The 24,446-nt window shown below is 59.7% G+C and carries 11 protein-coding genes and 5 tRNA genes; 11 read left to right on the top strand and 5 right to left on the bottom strand.

The window, feature by feature from the left end; genetic code table 11:
* Positions 1–76: 76 nt before the first annotated feature.
* Together ACMGGN_RS14705 and ACMGGN_RS14700 are read left to right on the top strand one after the other, a co-directional pair.
* Positions 77–964 carry an ATP-binding protein gene (locus ACMGGN_RS14705; protein ID WP_046786587.1) on the top strand — a complete coding sequence of 296 codons (888 nt, stop codon included), beginning with the start codon at positions 77–79 and terminating at the stop codon, positions 962–964.
* On the top strand, positions 965–1,447 hold the full coding sequence (locus ACMGGN_RS14700; RefSeq protein WP_046786586.1) for a GAF domain-containing protein: 483 nt from the start codon (positions 965–967) through the stop codon (positions 1,445–1,447).
* A 171-nt stretch (positions 1,448–1,618) separates the two neighbouring features.
* On the opposite strand, the gene ACMGGN_RS14695 is transcribed toward ACMGGN_RS14700, so the two are convergent.
* Positions 1,619–2,386, bottom strand: coding sequence for a hypothetical protein (locus tag ACMGGN_RS14695; protein ID WP_414156061.1), 768 nt, complete (start codon positions 2,384–2,386; stop codon positions 1,619–1,621).
* Positions 2,387–2,704: 318 nt separating this feature from the next.
* On the opposite strand from ACMGGN_RS14695, the gene ACMGGN_RS14690 reads away from it, so the two are divergent.
* The 5 genes from ACMGGN_RS14690 to ACMGGN_RS14670 all read left to right on the top strand — a co-directional run bounded on the left by ACMGGN_RS14690 (position 2,705) and on the right by ACMGGN_RS14670 (position 3,265).
* Positions 2,705–2,780: transfer RNA gene (locus ACMGGN_RS14690), tRNA-Glu, on the top strand.
* Positions 2,781–2,782: 2 nt separating this feature from the next.
* Positions 2,783–2,858: transfer RNA gene (locus ACMGGN_RS14685), tRNA-Gly, on the top strand.
* Positions 2,859–2,949: 91 nt separating this feature from the next.
* A tRNA-Glu gene (locus tag ACMGGN_RS14680) sits at positions 2,950–3,025 on the top strand.
* Between the two features lie 3 nt (positions 3,026–3,028).
* Positions 3,029–3,104: transfer RNA gene (locus tag ACMGGN_RS14675), tRNA-Gly, on the top strand.
* Positions 3,105–3,189: 85 nt separating this feature from the next.
* Positions 3,190–3,265, top strand: a tRNA-Gly gene (locus tag ACMGGN_RS14670).
* Between the two features lie 107 nt (positions 3,266–3,372).
* Here the strand turns inward: ACMGGN_RS14670 and ACMGGN_RS14665 are convergent.
* From ACMGGN_RS14665 to ACMGGN_RS14650, 4 genes are all read right to left on the bottom strand, one after another.
* Positions 3,373–4,455 (bottom strand): fimbrial protein, encoded by a 1,083-nt coding sequence (locus ACMGGN_RS14665; protein ID WP_414156060.1) that lies wholly within the window; start codon positions 4,453–4,455, stop codon positions 3,373–3,375.
* Positions 4,452–7,031: a fimbria/pilus outer membrane usher protein gene (locus ACMGGN_RS14660; RefSeq protein WP_414156059.1), complete on the bottom strand. Its 2,580-nt coding sequence runs from the start codon at positions 7,029–7,031 to the stop codon at positions 4,452–4,454. Before ACMGGN_RS14660 ends, ACMGGN_RS14665 begins: the two co-directional genes overlap by 4 nt.
* A 257-nt stretch (positions 7,032–7,288) precedes the next feature.
* Positions 7,289–12,370, bottom strand: a complete 5,082-nt coding sequence (locus ACMGGN_RS14655) for an RHS repeat-associated core domain-containing protein (RefSeq protein ID WP_414156058.1) — start codon at positions 12,368–12,370, stop codon at positions 7,289–7,291.
* Between the two features lie 27 nt (positions 12,371–12,397).
* Positions 12,398–12,832, bottom strand: coding sequence for a hypothetical protein (locus ACMGGN_RS14650; RefSeq protein WP_115275599.1), 435 nt, complete (start codon positions 12,830–12,832; stop codon positions 12,398–12,400).
* A 303-nt stretch (positions 12,833–13,135) separates the two neighbouring features.
* Here ACMGGN_RS14650 and ACMGGN_RS14645 point away from each other — a divergent pair, with 303 nt between their 5' ends.
* The 4 genes from ACMGGN_RS14645 to ACMGGN_RS14630 all read left to right on the top strand — a co-directional run bounded on the left by ACMGGN_RS14645 (position 13,136) and on the right by ACMGGN_RS14630 (position 24,194).
* Positions 13,136–14,932, top strand: a complete 1,797-nt coding sequence (locus ACMGGN_RS14645) for a hypothetical protein (protein WP_414156057.1) — start codon at positions 13,136–13,138, stop codon at positions 14,930–14,932.
* Positions 14,933–15,102: 170 nt separating this feature from the next.
* The gene (locus ACMGGN_RS14640) at positions 15,103–17,601 is read left to right on the top strand and encodes a hypothetical protein (protein WP_414156056.1); all 2,499 of its coding nucleotides are present in this window, start codon (positions 15,103–15,105) and stop codon (positions 17,599–17,601) included.
* A gap of 1,333 nt (positions 17,602–18,934) precedes the next feature.
* Positions 18,935–20,419 (top strand): hypothetical protein, encoded by a 1,485-nt coding sequence (locus ACMGGN_RS14635; RefSeq protein WP_414156055.1) that lies wholly within the window; start codon positions 18,935–18,937, stop codon positions 20,417–20,419.
* 58 nt (positions 20,420–20,477) lie between these two features.
* Positions 20,478–24,194, top strand: a complete 3,717-nt coding sequence (locus tag ACMGGN_RS14630; protein ID WP_115275603.1) for an RHS repeat domain-containing protein — start codon at positions 20,478–20,480, stop codon at positions 24,192–24,194.
* The last annotated feature ends 252 nt before the right edge of the window (positions 24,195–24,446 follow it).

Raw genomic sequence — 24,446 nt, 5'->3', positions numbered from 1 at the left:
AGCCGATCAGCCACGGCTGCTGGTGGGCCTGTCGCACATTCAGCTTCAAATCTCACCTGTCTTGCTAGGAGTCGTCATGGACGCCCGCTTGAATGCTTTTCTGGAACGCGCAGAGTCCGTGCTGGCGCGCCTTGAGCCGCTGTTGCCGGCACCGCGTGCGGACATCGACTGGAACACTACGCTGGCCGCCCGCTGGCAGCGCGATGGCCGTACCGGCTATTTGATGCCGCTGCAAGTGAGCCTGGACATCCGGCTGACCGACCTGATCGGCGTCGACAAGCAACGTGACCAGCTGGGCCGCAATACCCATCAGTTCATCAATGGCCTGCCGGCCAACCATGCGCTGCTGTGGGGATCGCGTGGTACGGGCAAATCGTCGCTGGTGCGCGCGCTGCTGGCCGAGCACGCCGCAGCCGGCCTGCGCCTGATCGAGATCGAGCGTGACCATCTGGCTGATTTGCCGCGTGTGGTCGAGCAACTGCAGAAGCTGCCGCAACGTTTTGTCCTGTTCTGCGACGACCTGTCGTTCGAAGCCGGGGAGGGCGACTACCGGGTGCTCAAGAGCGTGCTCGACGGCTCGCTGGAGCAGGCGCCGGACAACGTGTTGTTGTACGCCACCTCCAACCGCCGCCACCTGGTGCCGGAAAAAGAGAGTGACAACGAAAACTGGAAGCGCGTCGACGGCGAACTGCACCCCAGCGAGGCGGTGGAAGACAAGATCGCCTTGTCCGACCGTTTTGGCCTGTGGCTGTCGTTTTACCCCTTCACCCAGGAGCATTTCCTCGATGTGGTCGAGCACTGGATAGGCCAGCTGGCGCGCTCTGCCGGCCTGGCCTGGCAGCGTGACGAAGCACTCGACATCCTCGCCGTGCGCTGGGCCACCGGCCGCGGCAACCGTAATGGCCGTTGTGCCTACCAGTTCGCCCGTTATTGGGTGGGGCTGCAATTGTTGGAGCAGAAATAAATGATCGACCTCAATGCCAGTGGCGCCGGCCTCGACGGCTATGACCTGCTGGCTGCGCAAGTGCAGGCGCTGTTCGCCGACGAGCGTGACTTCATCGCCAATGCCGCGCAGTTTTCGGCGTTTTTGTACAACCAGGTGGACGACCTGAACTGGGCCGGGTTCTACCTCAACCGTAATGAAGAGCTGGTGCTGGGCCCGTTCCAGGGCCAGGTGGCTTGTGTGCGCATTCCGTTCAGCCGCGGCGTGTGCGGTGCGGCGGCGGCCACTCGGCAGACCCAGCGGGTGGAAGACGTGCACGCCTTCCCGGGGCATATTGCCTGTGACAGCGCATCCAATAGTGAATTGGTGATTCCGCTGGTGAAGGAGGGCAGGCTGATTGGTGTGCTCGATTTGGACAGCCCGAAGCTGGCGCGCTTCAGTGAGGCGGACCAGCGGGGGCTGGAGCGGTTGGCGGCGGTCTTCCTGGAGTTGACCGACTGCTAGCCTGCGTTATCAGGGCTGCTGCGCAGCCCCTCGCCGGCAAGCCGGCTCCTACATGGGCTGCGCAGCCCCTCGCCGGCAAGCCGGCTCCTACATGGGCTGCGCAGCCCCTCGCCGGCAAGCCGGCTCCTACAGGGGCTGCGCTGTATCTGTGGCTTGCCGGCGTTGTTCACATCAATCGTAGATGACCCGCTTTTTCCAGGTTTCTTCCTGGTCTGTCTTGAGCCCTTGGGTCAGTGCGTTTTCGTCATTCTCGGCCGGCTCCATCTGGTCCAGCACCTGGGCATTGGCCCGGGCCAGCAGTTTCTCCAGGTAGGTCAGCTGCTCTTCATACACCTTGGGTTCAGGCTGTTTGCGCAAATACTGCACACCGCGCTCGAACGCCAGGCGCGCCTGGCCTGGCTGCTCTTGCTGCAATGCCTGCTGGCCCAGGTTGTTGAAGAACTCGATGTGCAGCAGCACCAGCAGGTGGCGAATCTCCTTTACCCAATGCTTGCCCTCGGTCGTTTGCAGGACGTTCTCCTGGGTGGCCTTGACGATCTGCGTGTGTAAAGCCTCCAGCAAGAAGCGCACATCCTTGGCTTTGGCCTCGGTCAGGATCGGGGTGGGCGGGTTGTTCACCGGGATTCGCTCGCCTTGGGCAACCAGGCCTTCCAGTTCGGCGATGCGTGCTTTGAGTTCGGCATTGTTCTTGTCCAGCGCCAGTTGCCGCTGATCGAGGTTGAGCTCCAGGCGCGTGAGCAACAGCTTGAGCGCCGGGGTCATGAACTGGCCGGGGAAGGTCTCGGTGATTTCGCCACAGCGGCGTACGCGGTCGGCGAGTTCGATCTTCAGCCGCGCGCGCTCCAGTTTGTTGTTCTCGACCACGTTGTTGAGGTAGCCGATCACGATCAGCAACGCGATACCCGCAACGATGAGCAGTGTGATCAGAAGTGGTGTCACCGTTAACGCCTCATCAGGAAGTTTTACATTGAGAGTGTAGCGAACAGGCCAGCCAGGGCGCCACGTGACTCTGTGTCGGCTCGTCGCCGGATTTCTCCAGTGATGGCACTTTGCGTTCAGCCCGCCAGAAAATCAACGCCAATCCTTGGGCACGCCTTTCGAGCACCCTATATAGAGAGCGAAGTCATTGATTTAAATAAATTTCTAGAAAAGGGTTGACGACCTTTCAAGGCATCCATAGAATGCGCGCCACTTGCAGCGTAAAGCACAAAGCGAAACGCGGCAGGAAGTGAAAGCAGGCAGTAATGCTTGTAGCGTGTCCCCTTCGTCTAGTGGCCTAGGACACCGCCCTTTCACGGCGGTAACAGGGGTTCGAGTCCCCTAGGGGACGCCATTGCGGGAATAGCTCAGTTGGTAGAGCACGACCTTGCCAAGGTCGGGGTCGCGAGTTCGAGTCTCGTTTCCCGCTCCAGTTTCTCCTGCAGCGCCTCACGGCGGGGCAGGAAAAGAAAACCCAGGGTGAATCGTGAGGTTCAAATCTGGTGCACTGAAAAGTGTTGTGTGTCCCCTTCGTCTAGTGGCCTAGGACACCGCCCTTTCACGGCGGTAACAGGGGTTCGAGTCCCCTAGGGGACGCCATTTGCGGGAATAGCTCAGTTGGTAGAGCACGACCTTGCCAAGGTCGGGGTCGCGAGTTCGAGTCTCGTTTCCCGCTCCAGTTTAAATACTGTGGCGTCTATGCGGTGCAGTGGTGGTGAAGGTCGTCAAGACGCTTCGCGCCGACAGCGGTAAAGCTTCACAATGCGGGAATAGCTCAGTTGGTAGAGCACGACCTTGCCAAGGTCGGGGTCGCGAGTTCGAGTCTCGTTTCCCGCTCCAAATGTAAGACGAAAAAAGGGACCTCTGGTCCCTTTTTTTGCGTCTGGATTTTTTGCCATGGACGGCGTGAGTACGCCGATGCCCCTGGAGCAGGGGCGATGCCGTGCTCAGCGGTAAGTGATGGTGAAATTCAAGGCGCCTTCGGCCACACCAGGTTTAACCGTTGGGGCGGTCTGAACGTAGCGTGCCTGAAAGTCCAGGCGGGTCAGGCCGACGTCAAGCTCTTTGACCAATTGGTCGGCCTCCAAGGGCATCGGTGAGCCGTCGCCGCGTAGAATCTGGATACCGATGCCTGCAGCATCCGAGGTGGTGGTCAGGCTGAACAGACCTTGGTCGGGGTCAATGGCGCTGGATCCTCGGACACCGTCGAGTTGCAGGTAGATATCTGCGCGTTTGGCGCCCGGCGTACTGTTGTCCTGGCAATCGTTGAGGGTGATATGGAAGGGGGTGGCCGGCGTGTGCGTGCCGACGCCCTTGAAGTCATCTACCTTGTGATCGCCCAGCAGGACAGGGTCGGCACTGACCGCATCGGCTTTGAGGGTGCACTGTGCGCGATTGACCGTCGCTGTTAGCCGATAATCCAGCACCTTGCCCAGGTCGTGGACAAAGCCATGGAACATCTCTCCACTGACCCGCTGCGGGCCTGGGTCAATATCTCCGGTCTTGATGAACAGCGCTTGGCCGTTGACCGCGCTCAGTTGCGCTGCGAACACAGTATCTTGGGTCATGGCCCCGGAGTAGGGAATGGCAGTGCCGTCGTCCGGTGTGAAGCTGTTGCTACTAGCGCCATTGTACGGGATGCCCATATCGATGTAGACACCCACGCCCGGGATGTTGGTTTGCAGCACATGGCCATCGACGTTTTTGCCGTCGACCGGTGGCAGGCTGCCGCTGAACAACGGTGCAGTGTTGAGAAGCCTGGCGGTCACCGGGGTGACGGGATTATAGAAGCATTGCAGCGTAGTGCCCTGTTCATTGCGGGCGAACAGGTTGGCTTTGCCGATGAGTGCTCCGACCGGGGCGTCGCGCGGGACCCAGAACGTGCCCAGGTCTTTTTGAAAGGTCAGGTAGGTGGGGCCGCCAGCGGCAAATGCGCAGCTGCCGTGGGCGCTGGTGGAAGCCAGGCTGAGCGCCAGGTTGCACAGGATCAAAGCGAGTGGGCGCAGGTGGCTGCGGCAAGATGAGGTCATGAGGTGTGTCCCTGTGGGGCGTTGGCGGAAGCCGGGTCGGTGTCGTCAGCTGAGTGCGGTAGGCAATCGATCGTTTGCATGCGATAGCCGTCGCTGACCGGCATCGCGCGTGCATCCAGCGTCACATGGCATTTCTGGATTTCGATGTCGCCCCAGTGCACCTGCAATTGCTGCTGGCCGGGTTCGGTGGTGGCCAGCAGTGTTTGTCCGGCTTGGCCGACCACACCCAGTGCCTGGCCCTGGGTATCGCTGACCTGAGCGCCGAACGGCAGCGGCCGGCCGTCGGGCTGCTGCAGGGTAAGGACCATGCGCACCACTTTGCGTGCATCGAAACGGGCTTTGATCACTGCGCCCCGGCGCGGCACCACTTGTTGGCTGGCATTGTCGATGACCACTTCGGGTGATAGCTGGTCGGTGTCCAGCACCAGTGAATTGATCCGGTAGGGGTTCAGGTGTGAGACCAGCAGATAGCCCTGCTCATCGGTGCGTGCCGAGGACGCATTCTGCACACCGACGTTGGCGACGTTGGGAACATGGACCAGGGCAGGGTTCTCGCCCAGGTAGCTGCCCAAGGCGATGCCGTCGGCATGTACCAGCAGCGCACCGCTGGCGTTCAGCGACAGGCTGCGTTGGTCGTTTGCTTCGCTGTAACCCACGCCAAAGCTGCCTTGGCTGCCTTGATACGCGAGCGCCACAGCGCCGCTCTGGCGGTTGTTCTGGTCGCTGGCGAGCGAAGCATGGTAGCTGAGACGATCATCCAGCAGGCCGCCCTGCAGGCTCGCCCGCTCGCTGTGCTTGCCGTCGGAATGTTGCAGGCTGAACGAGGCGGTGTGCGGGCGGCGGCCGAAATCAAGCGGCAGGCTCAGGCTTACCCCGAACAAGCGGCTGTTGGTATTGCGCGCGCTAAGCGATTGAGAGGCGAACAGGTTGATCGCCAGTTTGTCCACGCGTGTGTTGTACTGCAGCTGGTACTGGCGGCGCTGATAGTCGCTGCGCCAGTAGTCTTCCTGGGACAGCGTCAGGCTCAGTGAGCTGCTGCGCCCAAGGTTCTGGTACATCGAGGCTTCGACCCGGCTGCGCCGGCTGCCTGCAAACTGAGCATCGGCATAGCGCTGCTGAACGGACTCGTCAAAGTCGCGATAGCCCTCGGTGGAATAGCGGTAGCCTGCAAAGCGCAAGCTGGTGCGGGTCTGGAAGCTCTTGCCATAGCGCAGGCTATAACTTTGCCCCTGGACGCGGCCAAGCGTGCTTCCCAAGTCTGTATTGGCTTGGGTGGCATCCAGTGACAGCGCGCCCAGCTCGCCAAAGTCACGGGCCATGCCCAGTGCTGTGGCGCGGTAATGGTCGCTGGCGAGCACGCCGCCGTAGAGGGTGGTGTTCCAGGCGCCGCCGCGGGCCAGCGTGCCCTGCCAGAAGCGCGGGTTGTCGAGGTGCTTCGCGCCATTGTAGTTGCCGGCTGTGGCGGTGTAGTGCCAGACGCCTTCACGCAACAGGCTGCCCAGCGATGAATAGGGCTGGATGAAACGGCTGACCTGGCCATCGCTTTCCGTGACCACGACTTCCAGCTCACCGTTGCCGGAGCCGACACTCAGGTCATCGATTTCATAGGGCCCGGGCGCGACGTAGGTCGAGTAGATTGCAAACCCGCTGCGCAGCACTTCGACCTTGGCCCGGCTCTGTGCGACACCGCGGATTACCGGAGCGTATTGGCGCATGGTGTCGGACAGCATGCCCTGGTCCGAGGCCAGGCGTGCACCGGAGAAGGCAAAGGTGCGAAATACCTCGCCGCTGGTAAAAGTCTCACCCAGCGTGAGGTTGGCATACAGGCCGGGCAGGTCGCGCTGTGCGTAGGTGTCGGTGCGTGTCCAGCGGCGCAGGCCTTCTTCATTCTCGCGCAAGGCCTGCTGGCTGCGTAGGCGCCAGGGCCCCAGGTTGAGCCCGCTGCTCAGGTAAAGGTCCTGGCTGCTGGAGTTGCGCCCGTCGCGTCTGGTGCTGTGCTGGGCAGACGCCTGGTAGTTGACGAAGGCAGCATTGATCCCAGTATCCCAACGCTCCTGCGGCACGTTGCCCGAGCGGTCCTGGCGCAGGGCGATCTGTGGAATGGACAGCGACAAGCGCAGTTGCGACGGGTCGAAATCGACGCTCGCTTGCGGGATCAGCGCAGGCAGGTCGACACAGCGATCGTCGTCGGGCAGGGGCGTTTCCAGTGCCTGTTCACGCAGGTTCAGAGTGCGCAACAGTTCGCTGGTCAGGCAGGCTTGCAGGCCTGTACCTTGGGTGGCCTCATGGAATTCGATCTCGCGTTCTTCGACGGGCGTGAGGTTGACCAGCAGTGCCACGCGATAGCGCCCTGCTGTCAGCGGCGTCTGGGCCGCCAGTGTCTGCAGCGCGAGCGCACCGGCTTCTGCCGCCTGGCCAGGGGGTTGGCGCATGAAGCCTGCCTGGAACTGTGCAGGAAGGTCGGCGGCAAGAGAGGGGGCGCTCAGCACCAGGGTCAGGCAACCGCCCATCAATGGCGGTTGCAGGGCGAAGCGCAGGCGCGACGGCAGAGGCCTGCGCCGGTCAAATTGGAGCATGGGAGGGTCCTGAACTGCGCTACCGATCAATGCCTGGGCGCGGTCGGTGAGCGATGTGTGGTGCGTGGGTTGAGCAGCGGCGTACCGGCCGCATCAGGGCCTGGGTACAGCGTGTTCGAGGGCGCTAGGTTAGGCTGGCGCGGGGAGGTGGGATGTAGGAAAGGTCTTTGCTTTGCGGTGGAGTCGTCCACGTAATGCAATGAACTCCCGCCGCAATGCGCAGCGGGAGTTCATATCAGTTAACGCTTTTGTTAACTCTATTCGATCCTCCACTCCGTGCCGTTATTTCTCCAGGCTATTTTTTGACCTAGACCTACTAAGGTAAGGTCAGCCGGAATCGGTCTCCATGGACTGGGCGGCACTGATTCGAGAACGGTATTGGAACCGCCACCCTTTTGAGAGTTGTTCGACTGCGGATTCCTGCGAGAGCTTGGAGGGGTATGTGGGGGCGACTGATGGTTTTCATTGGCCTGCGGACCCGGCCCTTCAAAGTTGTCTGGCGAACTTGACGAATTGCGGTGCTGGGGCCCCTGGCTGGACTGCTGGGGCCCCTGGCGGGACATGGGCGGTGGATTTCGCGGCGACTGCTGCGAATTTGTGTTCTTGGGGGGTTGGAAGTCGTCGACATTCTTGAAGAAGGCCTTTTTCGCCGCCTGATAACCGGCCATCGCCTTCGCGGATTGGGCGGCCCTGGCTGTGCGCAGTGCAGCGCGGACGCTATTGATCCCCACACCCCCGACGAAGCCGCCCAGAAAGCTGAGCCCATAGGCGATGTAGCCCAAGTTGGCATTATCGTCGTTGGTCGCCGTCAAGTAGGCTTGAATGCCTAGCGCCGCTGCGTTGGCAGCTACTCCGCCTATTCCTGCAATATAACCGAGGGTGATACCGATGCTCGCCGGTGCCGTCCAAGGCATCGTGATTACTGATACGCCCAGCATCAAAGCGGCGATGCCCACCCCCAACCATGCGCTCCACGGCGTCTTCGGCTTCTCGGGCGGGTCGACATACGAGGGGGGATCGCGATGCGGCGAAACGCCCTCAGAGCGGTGCCCGGTTGGGTCGCGCCAGTTGACTGGGTTGCCCAGGGCATACAGGTAGGGGTTGACTCCCGACTCTTCGGGGCTAAACGAGTCCGGGCTGTGGAAACGCATCAGCGCGGGGTTGTAGGCGCGATAGCCGCTGCCTAACAGGTACCAGCCAAGTACCTCCTCGCGGGCTTCGCCATTGAATGCCAGGAGGCTGCGCATGCCGTTGTCTTCAGGCCGTTCGCCGTAGGCGCTATAGTCTGCATGGCGGGTGCCGTCAGCATCGCATTCGCCGATGACGCTGCCGGGCAGGTCGCTTAGCAGCAGTTGCGTGGCGGCGGGATCTGTAGGGTAGCGCTGTACCCCCAAGGGTTGGTTTGCGCCATACAGGTACTGTGTGAGCACACCGTCTTGCGAGGTGCACTGCAGTTGTTGGCCCAGGAAGCGGCGGGCGTCCTGCCGGGTGCCACGGTGCAGCGAGCCCACCAGCACATTATGGCCATCGTACTGGTATTCGACCAGAGGCGTCAGCCCGTCGGCATCCAGCACTCGTTGCAGGCGGCCGAGGGCGTCGTACTCCAGCTTGCGTCCTTGCTCGTCATTGAGCATGTTGCCGAGTTCGTCGTAGTCGAAGGCTTGCTCTTCGGGGTAATCCTCAAGCAGCCGATGCTTGACTCCTGACAGTTTGAAACTGCCATCGGAGGCATAAGTAAAGTCAGCCCTGTCGGTGTTGCCATCGGCAAATACGGTTTGGCAGCGGGTGAGGTTGTCCAGCTCATCGAAGCGGAACAGCTGGCTGCTGATCGGCCGCCCCTTGGCATTGCACGGCAGTGCCTCCCCTTCACAGTAGTGCGCGACCAGGCGGTCGAGCTCATCGTATTCGAAGGTTTCCTTACGTACCTCTTTACCACCGCGTTCCAGGGTGCGGTTTTGCAGCATGTCGTTGTCCAGCCAGGTCAGGGTGATGACCTGTATTTCACTGCCGGTTGCGCTCAGGGTTCGTTTTACCTCGCGTCCCAGCGAGTCATAGTCCTGCGTGCACTGCACATGGCGCTCGGCATTGGCGCTGTCGCGGGTGGTGGTACAGGCGAGCAAACCTTGGCTATTGTATTCGAACGCCGCTTGCAGGGTGCCCTGCTCGATGCTGGTGACCCGGCCCAATGCGTCATGGCCATAGATGCTGTCGTGGACATCGGAGTGCTCGAGGGCCCTGATTTGGCCTTGCAGCGAGTAGCGGTAGTCGCTGTGATGCTTGAGCTGGCCGGCGACCTTCCAGGATTCTGCTGCCAGGTAGCCCTGATCGGAATACTGGTATTCGCGGCTCCCATTGCTGTTGCCAGCAGTGGAAATGTCTGCGCTCAGCGGTTCGTATGCAAAATTGGCTTGCAGAGTGCTGTTGGTCAGTACCTGCTCATCCATTTCGATACTGGCGTTCACGTGAGTGGGTTGCGCGGTCAACTGCGGTAAGTACTGATAGCCGATCACCCGCTTGCGCATGCCCTTGGCGGTGCTCTGGAGGGTGTAGGCGGTGCGTTTTTCCACCAGCTGGGTTGTGCCGTGGTAGGTGTATTCTTCTACCCGCGGGCCTACTTTGAGTTTGGCCAAGCGATCCAGGCCGTCGAACGCTCGCTCGCAAACCGTCTGGCTGTCGCTGGCGCCCGCCTTGCGCACCTGCAGCGAGGTGGTCAGCTCGCCGGTGCTCTGCGGGGCAAAATGACGGATCAGTGCGGTGCCGTCCGGGCGCACGGTCTCCGCCATACGCCCCCAAACGTCGTAGACGTATTCGGTGACGCGTCGTGCTGCCTGGGTGCTGCTCTCAGTGAAACTGAACGTGTCTTTGATACAGCGGCCAAGCCCGTCATACACGAAGTCCGTGCGGCCCGCCTGAATGGCTGGCTGGTCGCCCCGCTCGAGCTGGCGATACTCGAAGACCGGTTTATTGAAGGCATTGAGTTGGCTGACTTGTAGCTGTTGCTTGACCCCCGGTGCATCCGGGCTCTCGCGCCAGCGAGTGACAAGATCGCCACCGTCACCGAAAGGAGTTGCGTGCGTCACCTCCTTGATGCCATCTGGGCGAAGCACCTCGCTGCGCGCGCCCCAGCCGTCGTAACCATAGCTGTAGTTGCGGGTCACATCTGGCGCTAGCGCCTGAGTACCGACGATGTCAGGCGGGTAGTCGTAGAAGGTTTCGCCGATCAGGCGGCCCACCGAGTCATAGCGCTGTTGTGACACAGTGTACTGGAGGCGCTGTTGCGGGTTGCCCGGGGCACTGACCTCACGCTCTTCCCTGATCTGCCGGTTCTGGCCGTCGTAGACGATGCGCGTGAGCACTCCTTTGGCATCGATGACTTCTTCGCAGGTGCGTGTGCGGCCGTCTTCGCTCAGACGCGGATAGGCAAAGCGGCGGGTCGCCTTGTATGCCGGTTCGTCTGGCGCTGTGGTGTGCTCCACGACGCGATTGAGCACATCGTATTGATAGCGGTTGACCACGCCCAGGGTGTCTTGCTCTTCGACCAGTTGGCCACTGAGGATCGACTGTGCCGAACGAGTGGTGGCCTCCAGGGTGCCGCACGGCGCACTGTAGGTCTCCCGGGTCTGCATCCAGGTAGGTTGCCCTGCAGGGTCATTGATCAACTCATAGCGCCAGCGGCGGCCCGCCGAAACACCATTCATGCTGAACTGATGCTGATCGATTCGGCCGTGCAGAAGTGGCTTTTCAGGCATGTTCAAGTAAGTACGATGATTGCTGTGCAACAGCGTCTCATGTTCCTCGCCCTGCTCGGGGGTGACCGCGAAGGTGTCTTCCTGCTCGAGCGCGAGCCAGCCATCAGGCAGCGCGTTGTAAGTGCTCTGGCGCAGGCCGGGCAGCTGCACATAGCGGTAACGATTACGTTTGATCGGGGCTGCTGGCAGCGTGTCATCATCAACCGGGGCCGGGTAGACAGTCTCGCACTTGAGGTTACGCACGAAACCTTCCGGGTCTGCCGGGCAGCCGTCGCTTTGCTCCTTGGGATAGTACTCGCGCACGGTGCGCATGCCATTGGCCTGAATTTCTTCAACCAGATTGCCGCTGGCGTCATAGCGGGTTAGCTGGGTTTCATCGCGACGGTCTTGCGAGTTGCCTTCCAGGGTGAAGGTCTTGGTGACCTTGTGCGGCAACTGGAAATAATTCGGCTGGTCTGCGAATTGCCGATTGGCCAGTTCGTGATAGGTGGTGCTGACGGTTTCGATGCAGCCTTGCTGGGTGGTGACCTGTTCGGTCATCAGATGGAAACGGTTGAAACTGCGCTTGACGGTGCGCAGTACCTGGCCATCAAGGTAGTGGCTTGCCGTGGATTCGTAGCTGAAGCCGGCCTGTGTCGATTTGTAGAGGTTGTCTTCGCCGCCTTCGGTCCAGGTGACGCCCGCGCCGTTGCCCAGAAAGTTGTTGCTGCTGAAGGTGTAGGTGTTTTTCATGTGGGTTGTTTCATCCAGCGGATCGGGCTGGAGAACATGTTCGGCGGCATAGGGCAGTGTTTGTGCAACCCCGGGAAGCGCGTGGCCGTCTTCCTTGTAAGTCACTGTCTCGACACCACCTACCGGGTTGCTCAAGCGGGTCAGGTAGTACGACCCGCCGATGGCTCGATAGCTGAACTCCCATCTGGCCTGATCGGCACCGGGCAAAGTCATACTGATCAGTTGGTCGCCTTGCAGGCCCAGGCTGAACCGGGCTCGGGCGTCAGTCTCTGGTTGCAGGTCCAGCAATACCTGGTCGTTGCGGCCGTAGTCGATGTTCAGCAGGGTGCGCTGGCTGTCGTCTCGAATCGTCGCCAGGCAAGGCTGGCCATTGACCGGGGTGTAAAGCAGGTCGATACCATGCCCCGAAGGCGCCAGCACTCGAACCGGCAGGGCCACTTCAAAGTTGGGGGCCTGTGGCTCAAGGATCTCGGTGAGCCCAGACTTGTGCGCGATGCGAAAGCGTTTTTTTTCCCCCTCGCTGATATTGCGGAACTGGAAGCTTTCCAGCTTGCGCTCCGTGATAACGGCGGTTTCTCCCGGGCCATTGTCGGCGACATGGAAGCTCTCGCCGGTGTGCAAGTCAAGCATGCCGTTGGGCACGCTGAACCTGGTCAGTTTCAAGCTCCAGCCGATGCCAAAGCCGGTGTTGCGTTCGTTCAGGGGGTTGAAACCCAGTTGCAGGGGCAGGTTGGGGCCGCACAGCGCGTTGGCGTTGAGCTCCGGCAAATCGATACCGAGCGTATATTGGCCGGTGCGTGGATCGACGCTGCCTTGAACGAAACTCATGAAGTTGAACGCATTGGAATGCAAAGACATACCGTGTTCCTCGTGAAACCACTCAGCTCAGCGGGTGGGGGGGGTAGGTGAAGTTACAACGACCACTTTGCCGAGGGTGTCGCGCTTGACTGTACCCGTGCTTTTGCCCTCTACGACGATACCCAAACCCTCTTTGATAAAGTCGTTGGCAATATAGGTGTTGAAGAAATAATCAACATCCTGATTGTTCAAGCGTGCCGTATGGTGCGTGGTTTTCAAGCGCAAACTCCATTCGGGTTCACCCGCCTTCATATTTCTGGAATACAAGGTGATCAGTGATGCAGACGGTATGTCGTCCATTTGAATTTTGCGCGGTGTGCCAAGTCGAGTGTCGCCGCTTGTCAGGTCAAGTGTGAAGGTGCCGCCCTTGGTAATTACAGGGATGTTGAGTGCCCGGGAATCCTGGTCGGGATCGGTAACGATAATGACCCCTGATTGAAGCGGAGTATTTTCATGTGTCATGACAGAAACCTCATTGGTTAAGCGCTTCACTCATCTGGGTGTGAGTCGCCAATGTCAGCGCAGGTTCGCGCGCAGGGCCTGTAAAGCCTGATCAAAGGCTAGGAGAGTTGGCCTTAAGGCGCACCTAGTAGTTTTGCCAGTTGTCCGGCTTATTCAGGGCGGTTTATAACTGAGTTCAGATCAGTCGCAGGCGGTACACGGTGGGCAGGGGGTAACGCCTTCATTATTTATCAACCGTCAACGGCGTTATTCAGCCATTACCACGGTTGGGTATCCACCGTCTTTAATCCGAGGTCGTTAAACATGAGTGCGCAGCACAGAGCATTGCTCGAGGAACCAGAAGTTCCTGATTTGAATGAATATGATGAAGTTGATCTGACGGCATTGGGTGGCCGGAACCTGATGACCTACATTAAATATACCGGTATGCAAGATGGAGACTTTGTTCGGCCCCGTTGGGTGGGTGCCAGCCCGTCCGGCGAGGCGTTTGATGATGTTACAGCGCAGCTTCAAGTTGGCCCGGAGGATGTGGCCAATGGGCTTGAGGTCACTATCCGCAACGACAGGCTCCGTGCCGCCGAAGGGGGTTGGGCGTTCTACTCTTATCAGGTCAACGATGGGCAGGAGTCCCTGCGTAAGTTCTGTTACGTAGGGCTGCGCGCACGGACCGAACCGGAAACCCTTTCGGTGCTGCATGCCTTGCCGTCACATGGCTTGACACTTCAGCCAGGTGCCTTGCCCGCCGGTGGGGCAATTACGATGCTGGTTGCACCGTATCAGGCCATGCAGGTAGATGACACGATCACGCTGCAACTGGTGGGGTATGACGAGGACGGAGTGGAGGATAGCGTTTGGTCGCGTACGCTGACCGTGACAAAAGACCATTTCGACAAGATTCCATTGTCTGCCGATGTGCCCAAAAACTGGTTCGGTTTCTTGGAAAAAGGCTACATGGAAGGCTTCTACCGCATTGACCTGGTGGACGGTGGTAGTGTCGATTCGCCTCTGCAGCGCTGGGAAATCGACTCGAAGGCAACGTTGCCCGACCTGCTCGCTGCCCCGCGCATCGAGGGCCACAGCGAAGGTGACCCTCTGGACCCGACACAGTTTCGCAATGGTTTGGCCATTGCGGTGCCGGCGTATCCAGGTATGCAGGTGTCTGACCATGTTGTCCTGCATTGGCGCAGCCCGGCGGGTGATTTGGTCCAGGCGGCGCGGGTCGATCCCAGCAGCCTGGCTGCCGGCTCGCTTTTTTTTCGAGTGCCCGTCGAGAATGTGATGCAAAACGCCGGTAGCAGTGTGCGATTGAGTTACCTGTATGGACGTAAGGGAGGCAACTTGAGCTCGAGTGAGCTTCAGGTGACTGTGGCATTGATACGGTCGCTGCCTGCCGCCGATGTAAGGGGTGCCATTCCAGAAGGCCCGGCTGATGCTGGCCGCATCCCCGGCCTTGAAGCCAAGGACGGGGTTTACGTCGTAGTGCCTGCAGACACGCTGGCCCCAGGGGAGCTTGCCGAGGTGCACTGGATGGGCCAGTCAGCGCTAGGCCAGTACATAGCCAAGGAGCCGGTCAGCCCGGCCAACCCGCTTCGCTTCTTCATTCCCCAAGACTATGTGCCAGCCAATTTTGGGCGCGGCGAAAAGGACGAGTCCAGGCGCTTTCAGGTGTTTTACCGGCTGATCGGTGCTACCGGCCAAGTCGACTCGGCGCCCTACAACCTTCGGATTACGCCGGTGCCCAGCACCAGCTACCCACAGATTACCTGCACGCAGGCCGATGCAGGTGGGCTCTCTCTGGCGAAGGTACCGGCAGCGGGGGCCGACCTGGCGTTGGGCACTTGGCTGTTCGGTAAGCAGGGCCAATTGCTGACAGTTGTGGTCAGTGGCGTGACCGCGACGGGCGAGGTCGAAGAGGTGATTCTGGACAGCGCTCCTGTCACTGCCGAGCAAGCCGAGAACGGCGTAAGGGCGAAGTTGCCCAAGGCATTTCTGGAAGGGTTGACAATGGGCGAAAGTTTTACCATTTCGCCACGGCTCAGCTTTGACGGCGGCGTTTATTTCACGCCGTTTAGAAGTATCACACTGACGTTGAACCGCTAGAAACAACTGACCGACCGCCCTGTGGCCAACGCATTGCTACTGCGCCATTAAGGGCGTCTGCGGATACCCAACAACGTGCGTCGTACCTGTTTTCTTTAGGCATTTACATGGCCTGAGGACAGGTGTCGCTCGCCTGTTAATGAAGACTCGATTGTCTGGAGATACATTAAATGGCCAAGCCCACACTCGAAGAGTATTTGTCTTACCTGAGCGTCGAACCCCGCACGAAAGGGTGGGGCGCCTTGCTGGTTTATGACCGGTTTAAAACCAACATGCTGTTGGCGCAAGAACATATCGAACGGTTTGATGGCAGTCACTGGTTGAAACCGATCAGCCTGCGGGTGGAAACGGAGGGCGGCAGCTGGACGGATATTTCTGAGTTGACGCTGGACAAGCCCAGCCTGTCGTTCGTCAATTCCAGCATCAGTAGTTCGGCTGCCCGTTTAAGCATGCACGTGTCGGGGGGCAAGTTCAAACAACTGCGCAGAACGCCCGGCAGTGGTCAAACAGAACTGGTAGGGCTTTCGCGGCTCGATCCGTTGAGCGCCCCGGCTGTACGCATGAACATCAACCTCAATCAAAGTAATAACGGTACGATCACGGATGAAGGGCGAGTGACCTTGGACCTCTCCCAGGGTTCGGCTTACACCTTCGAAGTGTCGAGTTGGAAAGACTTGAACGAAAAGGTCGGCAGCGCCATTCAGCGCGCCTTCGCAGCGCTACCGGCCGAGGAGCGGGTGTGGGAGCTGAACACTCTCAAGCCTGTCGAGGGCGAACTCAAACCCACGTCTTTTGCGGTGCGTACCCATTCGTTGGCCAAGGCTGGGCAATCGATCGTCAGCAGTGATCCGGCTGAGCTGGACGAGGGCGCAGTGGTGGTCGGCGTCGCGTTCAATGGTGCACGGGGGGGCGACTTCCCAACCCGGGACGAGGACATGCCGTACTTGTTGCCGGAGTCGGGTTCCTCGGATCCGTTCACGATGAACCTGCTGGTGGGCAACGATGTCTGGAGCAAACAGGTGCTTGCCCAGATGTTCAAGAAAGTCCCGGGTTATGAAAACGAGCAACCGGAGTATGAGTCGCAGGCAGGTTTCATCACCCAGCTGACTTGGCCGGGGCTCACCGTTACAAGCCCCGAGCAGACACACCGTTTTTCAACGCCTCCTTTGTATGAAGGGTTGGACGGTGCAATTACCGCCAGGCGCATCGATGGCTTCAAAGCATGGCGGTTTGATTTGCTGAGGACCTCGGTGAACATGACGCTTGCTTCAAAGGGCGGCGTTATTGTGCTGGAGTGGAAAGGCCAATGGCCGCCGTCTGAAGATGGCCACCCGGTTCTGGAGTCTGACGAATTTGTCTGGAGAGCCAATGGGGGCAATGGCAGTCTGGCAGTCAAATATCCGGTGGTGATTGACTATACGTGTCGGCAAAACTTTGCACTTGAACTCGAGACCGCTGGCGAGCACAAAGGCCGTGTCAAAGTGGTGAAAAAAGAACAACAGATCGATGTTGCTCTGGCTCAATACGACGGTCGGCAATTCGTGTGGTTGGAAGAAGTATTCAAAACAGCCCAAGACCTTTTCAAAACTTCTTTCAAAAACGCGTTCGATCAGGTGGTTACGGCGGTTGCGTCGGCAGGCGCGTCTATCGATGTGCTGCGGTTGAACGGTTTGCTGTTCCGTAGCGAACAAATCGCTGAGCCTCGGAACCTGCAGGTACCTGGCGACCTGTCATTGCTGGGTACTTTGGCACCGAAGCTCACCGCATTCGCCGTCGAACCGCTGGAAGCCACGCTTTCTGCGGGCACCACACAGACCTTTAGGCTGGCGCCACTTCCTGGTGCAGCTGTGGCCTGGAGCCTCGATCACCTGCCAGGTGAGTCAGGGGACAAGGGCACCATTGCCAACGGTGTTTACACCGCGCCGGCAAGCGACGCGATCACGGGGACGTCCAAGCGGGTCATCGTTACCGCAACGGCCGGTGATCAGGTCAGCCGGGCGTTGGTGACCGTCGTGCCGCAGGGCGTTTCGGTTTTCCCCTTCATGCTCAGCGGCCAATTCTCTGACCAGTCGCCTGCCAAACCATCCCGTTACGTTGTGGTCGGCGGCAGCCTGGGCGCTCCGTTGAGCTGGGCGATGAAGCCGGGCTCCAAAGGCACCCTGCGGTTACCGGGCGCTGAAGATTCGGACCTGGACATTCCGGTGGACAAGGAAACGCGTATCTACGTCGCCCCAACCAGACAGCCGGGGGCTTCCGGTACAGTCGATTTTCTGATGCAGCTGGACACGGTCACCGTGAGCTCGGGGGCACACACAGAGGCCATGGATGTGGTTATTCCGTGGACAACCACCACTGCCGAGATAAGGGTCACTGCGCAAACGGACAATACCCTCAAACTGGCCTTGTGGGTACAAAGTTGGGACGAGGGCGATGTGGAGATACCGCCTGCGGACACGCAGTGGTTTCTGGTCAAGGGCGAGGGCGATCTGTCAACGACAGGGATCTACACGCCGGGTGCGGAAGGTGACTACATCATCGTTGCCGCGTTTGACAAGACTTCCACGCGGCTCCCTCTATGGGACTACGCAGTGCTGCCCATGCCCTACGAGCAGACCCACATCGAACTGGTCGAACATGTCCAGGTGCACAGCACTCAAAGGAGGAGCTGATCATGGCTGCCAACTCCAAACAAAACCTGCTCGATGAACTGGAAAAAGGGAGTGTGTTGCATGGCTGGGGCGCAATCCTGGCCATCGGGCGTGAGCGCTTCAATCAGTTGCTCCAGACACAATTTGTCGATGCTTTCGCGACGCAGGATTTTACCTTGCCGATCAGCGGCGAGTACTTCATGGAGAATCGTACCGAGAAGGTCGTGTTCGACAACCTCATGCTCGGCCCCCCGCAACTGTCGTTCAAGCATGCCAGCGGTAGAACGGCGCACGTCACCGTCAGCATGGAGTTGATCGCCGGTACCTGCCATGCGATCGCTCAGCATTCCGGGGTGCCAGCCTGGCTGCGTCGAAGTCATGTATTGATGCAGGGCATGGGTTACCAGTTGCAGATGCAGGCGGTGTTGAGGGTGATTCCCATACCCTTTTCCAGCCAGAGCCAGTTGATCCTGGACCTGAGCACTGTCACCGAGCCTACCTGTAATCTGGCCTCGTCCGAGATCGCCAGCCGTGCGATGGGAGACTTCATCAAGCAGCAACTTGATCAGCAACGCACTGAGTGGGTACTGCCTGTGCTGACACTCGACTTGCTGGGTTATGACGCGACGGCGATAGAGAGCTTCGATGTCGTGACCCAGAAAGCACCTGAGGGCGGCGGCAGTGGCGCCTCACCCGAAGACGATGGTGCAGTGCTGCTGTTGATGCAACTGCGCGGCAGTGCTGCCCGGGGGGACGTTCCTTCTGCGCTGCCCTACCTGTTGCCCGCGCTGGATGACGGGGGCGGCAACTACAACGCTGCCTTGCTGGTAGACCGCATGCGGGCGTCACTGTTGAGCCGGCGTGCCGAAAACACGCTGGCGCGGATAATGCTGGTGCAGGCTTATCAGGTGAGCATGGCCGAAGAGCATGTTGCGCATGATGCAATTCTGTTCGGTGACATCGGGGCCACTGCGCAAAGCGCAGACCTGCAACCTGCCCTGAGCAGTGTCGCGGCCTCGCGCCAGGTCAATTACCAACTCAAGGGAACACCCGCCGGTGCATGGTCGGCGCGCAACCTGCTTCATCCGCGAGCCTGCGGTGAGGTCGTCGAAGGCCGCTATACCGCCTCAGCGCTGAACGAGTTCGTCAGCCATCAACAAGTGGTGGTGGTCACTGCACACGTTGCCGGCGAAACGGGCAACAAGACCAGTACGGCCTTGGTGGTCGAGTCCAGCGACCCCTTGGCCATATCACCCAGGGTGGTGCTTTGGGGCGAGGGAGACGCTGCGATCAAGCTGAATGCGTCCCAGAGTGAAGGGGTGCAATGGTCGCTCGAGGGGGGGAGCATGGCATCTTGCGGCCCGACCCTGCCGACCCGCGCATCGCCCACTTTGTGCCCAAGGACCAGGCGGGGGCGGCCCAGGTCGTGCTGCAGCGTATCAAGGTCAGCTGCGGCGCCGAGAGTGGTTATGCCACTGTGGTGATACTCAACCGTGCCCCAGTGCTGAAGGTTGAACCGTTTCATGTGAGCACGATGCCACCGAGCGGGATGCAGACGTTCACTTTGGCCGACTACCCCGCTGACCGGTGGGTACTGTTCGGTGCCGGCGAGATCGACTCGGCCACCGGCGCGTACACGGCGCCTGAAAGCGACGCGGGCGAAGTCAGCGTGGTCGCCGGTATCGCTGGCATACATTCCGGTTTTGCCGTTATCGAGCACCAGCCTAACAGGCCACAACAAGTGGCCAGCCTGCGGGCGCGCTGGAAGACGCTCAACAGGTTCGAAATTTCGCTCAACAACGCCAACCGCAACCGGGTGCTGGCCAATGGGCTGCAGCAGGTCGGTATCGACATTCTGATCGAAACCAACTCGTTCGAGGGCGATGAGGGTGTGGTCTGGGACCCAGTGAGTGATCTGGAACTCTCGACGCTGGTGATCCTGCATGAGGATGGCACTGAAGTCGATTATCTGAGTCCCGGGTGCGAAGGGCTTGACCCGGACGAAACCGGTTCCCCGAGGAAATGGGCGGTCAGCAAGGTTCGCAATCGCTTCGACTACTTGCCCACCGGCAGCACCCCGGCTGCGCAGGTGCCATTGCGCACGCCCGCTGATGCCAGGCGCACGGTGACTGTCTATGTACATTGCCTGGAGGCGGAAGTCAGTAAGTTCAAGGCCAAGTTCCAGGACCATTCCAATGGCTGGCACTACTCGCAGGAAAAGGACGAAACCAAGGGGGTCGTGCAACTTGAAGGGGTGCGTGTACCGGCACCGAGCATCAGCAACTACTCGATGGTGGCAAAACGTGTGGCCAGCCGAATGGGTTCGGATCACGGCCAGCCGCTGGATACCTTCAACTATTGGCACTACACCACCGATTACTGGGTGATCAGCGCCAGGGACGTGCAGTTTGCCAGCGCTCGTTTCGATCACGCCTCGATGATCAGGTGGGAAAGCGAACTGCTCAAGGAGTCGTATTGCACGTACACCGGCTTCGCCTTCAAGCCACGCCGTTACCCGGGTGCGGTACCTGCGTCTACGGGCATCGAGTATCAGGCTGAGTTGCAGTTGTTGGCGAAAGAGTCCTTGGTGAATTTCAAGGAACTGGATTACGGCTTCAAGGGGCAGGAAGACGTCGCCGAAGGCAGCCTGCTGTTAAGCCTGGATCGGGCGCCCAACCTGAACTACTGGTACGACACAGGCGGCAAGAAATACCGTGAAGTGCTGGACAAGCCATTGTTGTTCACCCTGATCGACAACTTTGGCATTGCGCACCGGCTCAAGGCCACTTTTGGCGGCGGAGCCGATGGCCGAAACACACTGACGCTTGAACTTCAGTAAGTGTTTGTCGCCCCTTGGCGGGGCGACTTTTTTCCGCTATCAGAACGAGTGTGTTCCTATGACGACGCAATCCCTTATTCATTCCAACGCTTTCAATTTTCTCAGCTTCGTGCAGGGGAGTGTCGACCCGCGAACCGGGTTGTATTCACTACTGATAGAGCTGCCCGAGTTGCCTGCCAACCACCTCAGCGGCCCCACGCTGCCACTGCGCCTGGGCTACAACCCGCTGAACAGCCAGGACACCGGATTCGGTGTCGGCTGGAGCCTTAACCTCAGCCAGTTTGTCGTCAGTAGCGGCATGCTCAGCTTGCATACGGGTGAGAGTTTCAAGGTGGCAGACAATGGCCCTGGCGAAAAGGCCGTGATACCTGAACGCAAGATCGACAGTTTTCATTTCGACAACGTCAGCGAGGGAGGGAACAAGTGTTTTCGGATCGCCCACAAGTCCGGCTTGATCGAGCTGCTTGAGCCGCAGGCACCCACATTTGCGGTGGCTTTGCCTGTACGCGTGCTGGCAGCGAGCGGGCACGGCATCAATCTGACCTACCAGGTGGTAAACGGCGAGCCGTGCCTGGCATCCATTACCGATGACACCCAGGTCAACGGTCGCCCGCGCACCTTGCTCAAGATCGATTACAGTAGCCATTCACGGGTGCTGATCGACCTGAACCCTGATTCCGAAGCGTTCGCACGCTACACCCTGGAGCGCACGGGTGATGAGCTGGTCAAGATTGTTTTGCCAACTGCGGACCAGGCACGCTGGGCATTCACTTATCGCCGGGTGGGCGAGTTGCGCTGCCTGACTGATCTGCACACTCCCGTCGGTGCACGCGAAGTCATTGAGTACAAGGATGACGGCCATGCCTTGCCCGGCGGCCAAGGGCGAACGGTGCCGTACGTGCAGCGGCATGTCCTGAGCCCGGGCGGGGGGCAGCCGGATATCGAAACGCGGTATGCCTTCAGTAGCAACAACTTCCTTGGTAATGGCACGGGGGTGGCCTGGGAGGACAACGGGCTGGACAACCTGTACAAGTTCACCGGTTCCAGCTTTGTCTACAGTTCGACTGCGAGTCAGTATCAGGACGGCACCGCGCTGCGTATGACTGAGCGCACATTCAATCGCTTTCACTTGCTGACCTCGCAGGTCACCACCCAGCAAGGCTGCATCGAAACCGTCACAACGACCTATCACGAACGAAGTGACACTGGGTTCGCAGACCAGCCGAACAACTTCCAGTTGCCAAACACGGTGACCTCTGCCTGGTCGTTACAAGGCAACTCCAGGGATCGCCGTACTGAAGTGTCCGCCACGCAATACGACAGTCACGGCAACCTCACCCTGGAGGTGCAGGCCAATGGTGTACAGACACGCTATAGCTATTACCCGGCCGAGGCCAGCGAGGGTTGTCCGAGCGACCCGGAAGGTTTCGTGCGCACCCTTAAATCACAGGTGCTGGTGCCCGCAGCCGACGGTGAGGGGAGGGCAGAGGCGCTGAGCCGAAATTTCACCTATATCGCCTTGGGCGCACTCGATGCTCAGGCCAAGGGCCAGCTTTTGCCAGACAGCGAAACCCAGGTGCGTGTGATTGACGGCACCATCCTCTGCCATACCGGGATTGAGTACGCCGAGGCGCTGGCCGATCCGCTGCTGCATGGCCGGCGCCTGAGCGAGGTGCGGAGCATGGGCGGCAAGCCTACCCGTACCGACTACCGCTATGCCCTACGGGTGGTGAATCAGCACCCGGTAGTGGAGACACAAGCTACGGTGACCGGCTTCGACGGGGCGCAAAAGGTCAATACGCTGCAGTACTCGGAGCTGATCGGCGAGCCCCTGCTCAACTATGATGAAAACCAAGTGCAGATTGCCTACGAGTACGACCAGCTCAGGCGTGTAGTGCTGGAAACGGTGGCTCCGAACATGGAGGAGTTCAAAGCCGCGCGCGCATACAGCTACCAGTTGTCCTCCACGGGAAATCAGGCTGTGCAGGTCATGAAAGATGTCAAAGGGGTTACCACCTGGAGCTACGTAGACGGCCTCAATCGTGTGGTTCGCCAGTTGCGCCAGGACCCTGACTTCGCGCAGACAATGGCCGCCCAGGAGGCGCCACGGTTGAGCTACAGCGCTGCCTACGATGCCTTGGGCAATCTGCTTGAAGAAACCGAATATGAATGGCTGGCGCTGGACGATCTGCCGCTGCGCACCCGCTTCGAATACGACGCCTGGGGGCAGCGCAGCTGTGAAATCGGCCCCGACGGCGTGCGCACCCATGAGCAGATCGACCCGATCGGTACGCCAGAATCGAAAGGGCCGATCCTCACCCAGTGGCGCGAGTCGGCGGACGGCCTGTTGCGCACTGGCAAGACCGTCACCTGGCAGAATCTTTTCGAAAAGCCGGTACGGGTCGAACGTTTGCGCCTGGATGGTACGCGCGAGAGCTTGCACCAGTACTTTTATGACGGCCTTGGGCGCACGGCGCGAGAAATCGACGGCCGCGCCGCCCAGACTGCTTTCGCCTTTGATGAGTTCGACCGCTTGCACACGCATACCCTGGCCGATGGCTCGCAGGTGGTGCGTGAGTATGCTGGTCACAGCGATGAAGACTTGCCGGTGCTGATCAAGGTGCTGCACCCCGATGGCGCTACCCAGAGCGTGCTGGGTGAGCAGGTGTTCGACGGCCTGGGTCGCATGGTCGAATCAATTACCGGCGGTCGCCGGCGCGTGCTGCAGTATGCCGATGGCATGCGTCAGCCTGAATCGGTCATCACACCCAGTGGCCAGAAAATCCGTTACCAATATCTGCCTCAGTTGGGTGAAGAGCCTTTGCAACGGACGGTGATTGACTCGGGGGTCGAGGCTCAATACCAGTATGACAAGCAGAATGCGCGGTTGCTGTACTGCAAGGAGCAGGGCGAGGAGCTTTCGCGTACTTATTTCAGTACCGGCCAGGTACGGTCGGAGACGCGAGTTCAGCAGGGGGCTCGCTACGAGATGGCCTATGTACACAGCCTGGGCGGACGCCTGTTGAGTTACACCGATGTACTCGGGCAGGTTCAGTCTTATACCTACAATTCGCTGGGCCAACTCGAACAAACCAGCCTGGGTACGCTGACCAGTACGTTCACCTATGACTCGCTGGGGCGTAACAGGTCGATCATGACCCAGGCGCGTGATGCCGATGGCAGCGTTCGCAGTTTGCAGACCACCCTTGAGTACGATGAGTTTGAGCGTGAAACGTCGCGCCGCTTTGATTTTGACGATGCGCAACAAGTGCTGGCGCAGGCTTATGATGCGCTCGATGCGATCGTGAGCAAGACGCTCACCGAGGACGGGCGAGTGCTGCGAGAGGAGGCTTACACCTACGACGAGCGTGGCAGATTGACCGATTACATGTGTGAGGGCGAAGACGCATACCTGCCGGTCGACCCCTACGGCAAGAAAATCCAGGCCCAGCGCTTCGATTTCGATGCCTTGGACAATATCTCCCGAGTGCGCACGCGTTTTGACGGTGGCACCCTCGATGCCCGCTATCAGTTCGACAATGAACTGGATCCTGCACAGCTGACTGGTTTCGAAATTCGCGGGCTTGAGGATTCGCCGCTTATTGTCGCGCTCGAGTATGACCTGGACGGCAACCTGGTGCTTGACGAGCAAGGGCGCACGCTTGCGTACGATGCGCTGGGGCGTTTGCAAAGCGTCAACGGGGCGGCCGGTACAGCCAGCGCGAACTATGCGTATGACCCGCTGGATCGCCTGGCGATGCAGGAAACCCTTTGAGCGGTGCGCACGGTGTAACCGGTGTTTCTGGGCTTTGGCGATGCGGTTAGGCGCATATCCGGAGTGATCTGGTGCCCTTGAGATCGAGCGCCGCCCGCGCGGCGCTCGATCTTGTTGATAACTCGATAATTACTCGGCGGTTTAAAAGGCTGATGCAAGAAGTCAACTGTCAGTTCTGCCAGTTGTTCGTGTTGAACAGGGGCCTTTAAATAACGGTATGCAACTCGCTTAGTTTCGGCGTCCTTAACCCTC

The organism is Pseudomonas sp. BNK-30 (assembly GCF_047456185.1).
GTDB lineage: Bacteria > Pseudomonadota > Gammaproteobacteria > Pseudomonadales > Pseudomonadaceae > Aquipseudomonas > Aquipseudomonas putida_E.
The sequence above is the reverse complement of the archived record's forward strand: the minus strand, read 5'-3'. Positions and strand labels throughout refer to the sequence as shown.

Bases quoted from the DNA above. Each gene is read 5' to 3' on its own strand.
- ACMGGN_RS14705 (WP_046786587.1), top strand. From the start codon at position 77: ATGGACGCCCGCTTGAATGCTTTTCTGGAACGCGCAGAGTCCGTGCTG.
- ACMGGN_RS14700 (WP_046786586.1), top strand. From the start codon at position 965: ATGATCGACCTCAATGCCAGTGGCGCCGGCCTCGACGGCTATGACCTG.
- ACMGGN_RS14665 (WP_414156060.1), bottom strand. From the start codon at position 4,455: ATGACCTCATCTTGCCGCAGCCACCTGCGCCCACTCGCTTTGATCCTG.
- ACMGGN_RS14660 (WP_414156059.1), bottom strand. From the start codon at position 7,031: ATGCTCCAATTTGACCGGCGCAGGCCTCTGCCGTCGCGCCTGCGCTTC.
- ACMGGN_RS14655 (WP_414156058.1), bottom strand. From the start codon at position 12,370: ATGTCTTTGCATTCCAATGCGTTCAACTTCATGAGTTTCGTTCAAGGC.
- ACMGGN_RS14650 (WP_115275599.1), bottom strand. From the start codon at position 12,832: ATGACACATGAAAATACTCCGCTTCAATCAGGGGTCATTATCGTTACC.
- ACMGGN_RS14645 (WP_414156057.1), top strand. From the start codon at position 13,136: ATGAGTGCGCAGCACAGAGCATTGCTCGAGGAACCAGAAGTTCCTGAT.
- ACMGGN_RS14640 (WP_414156056.1), top strand. From the start codon at position 15,103: ATGGCCAAGCCCACACTCGAAGAGTATTTGTCTTACCTGAGCGTCGAA.
- ACMGGN_RS14630 (WP_115275603.1), top strand. From the start codon at position 20,478: ATGACGACGCAATCCCTTATTCATTCCAACGCTTTCAATTTTCTCAGC.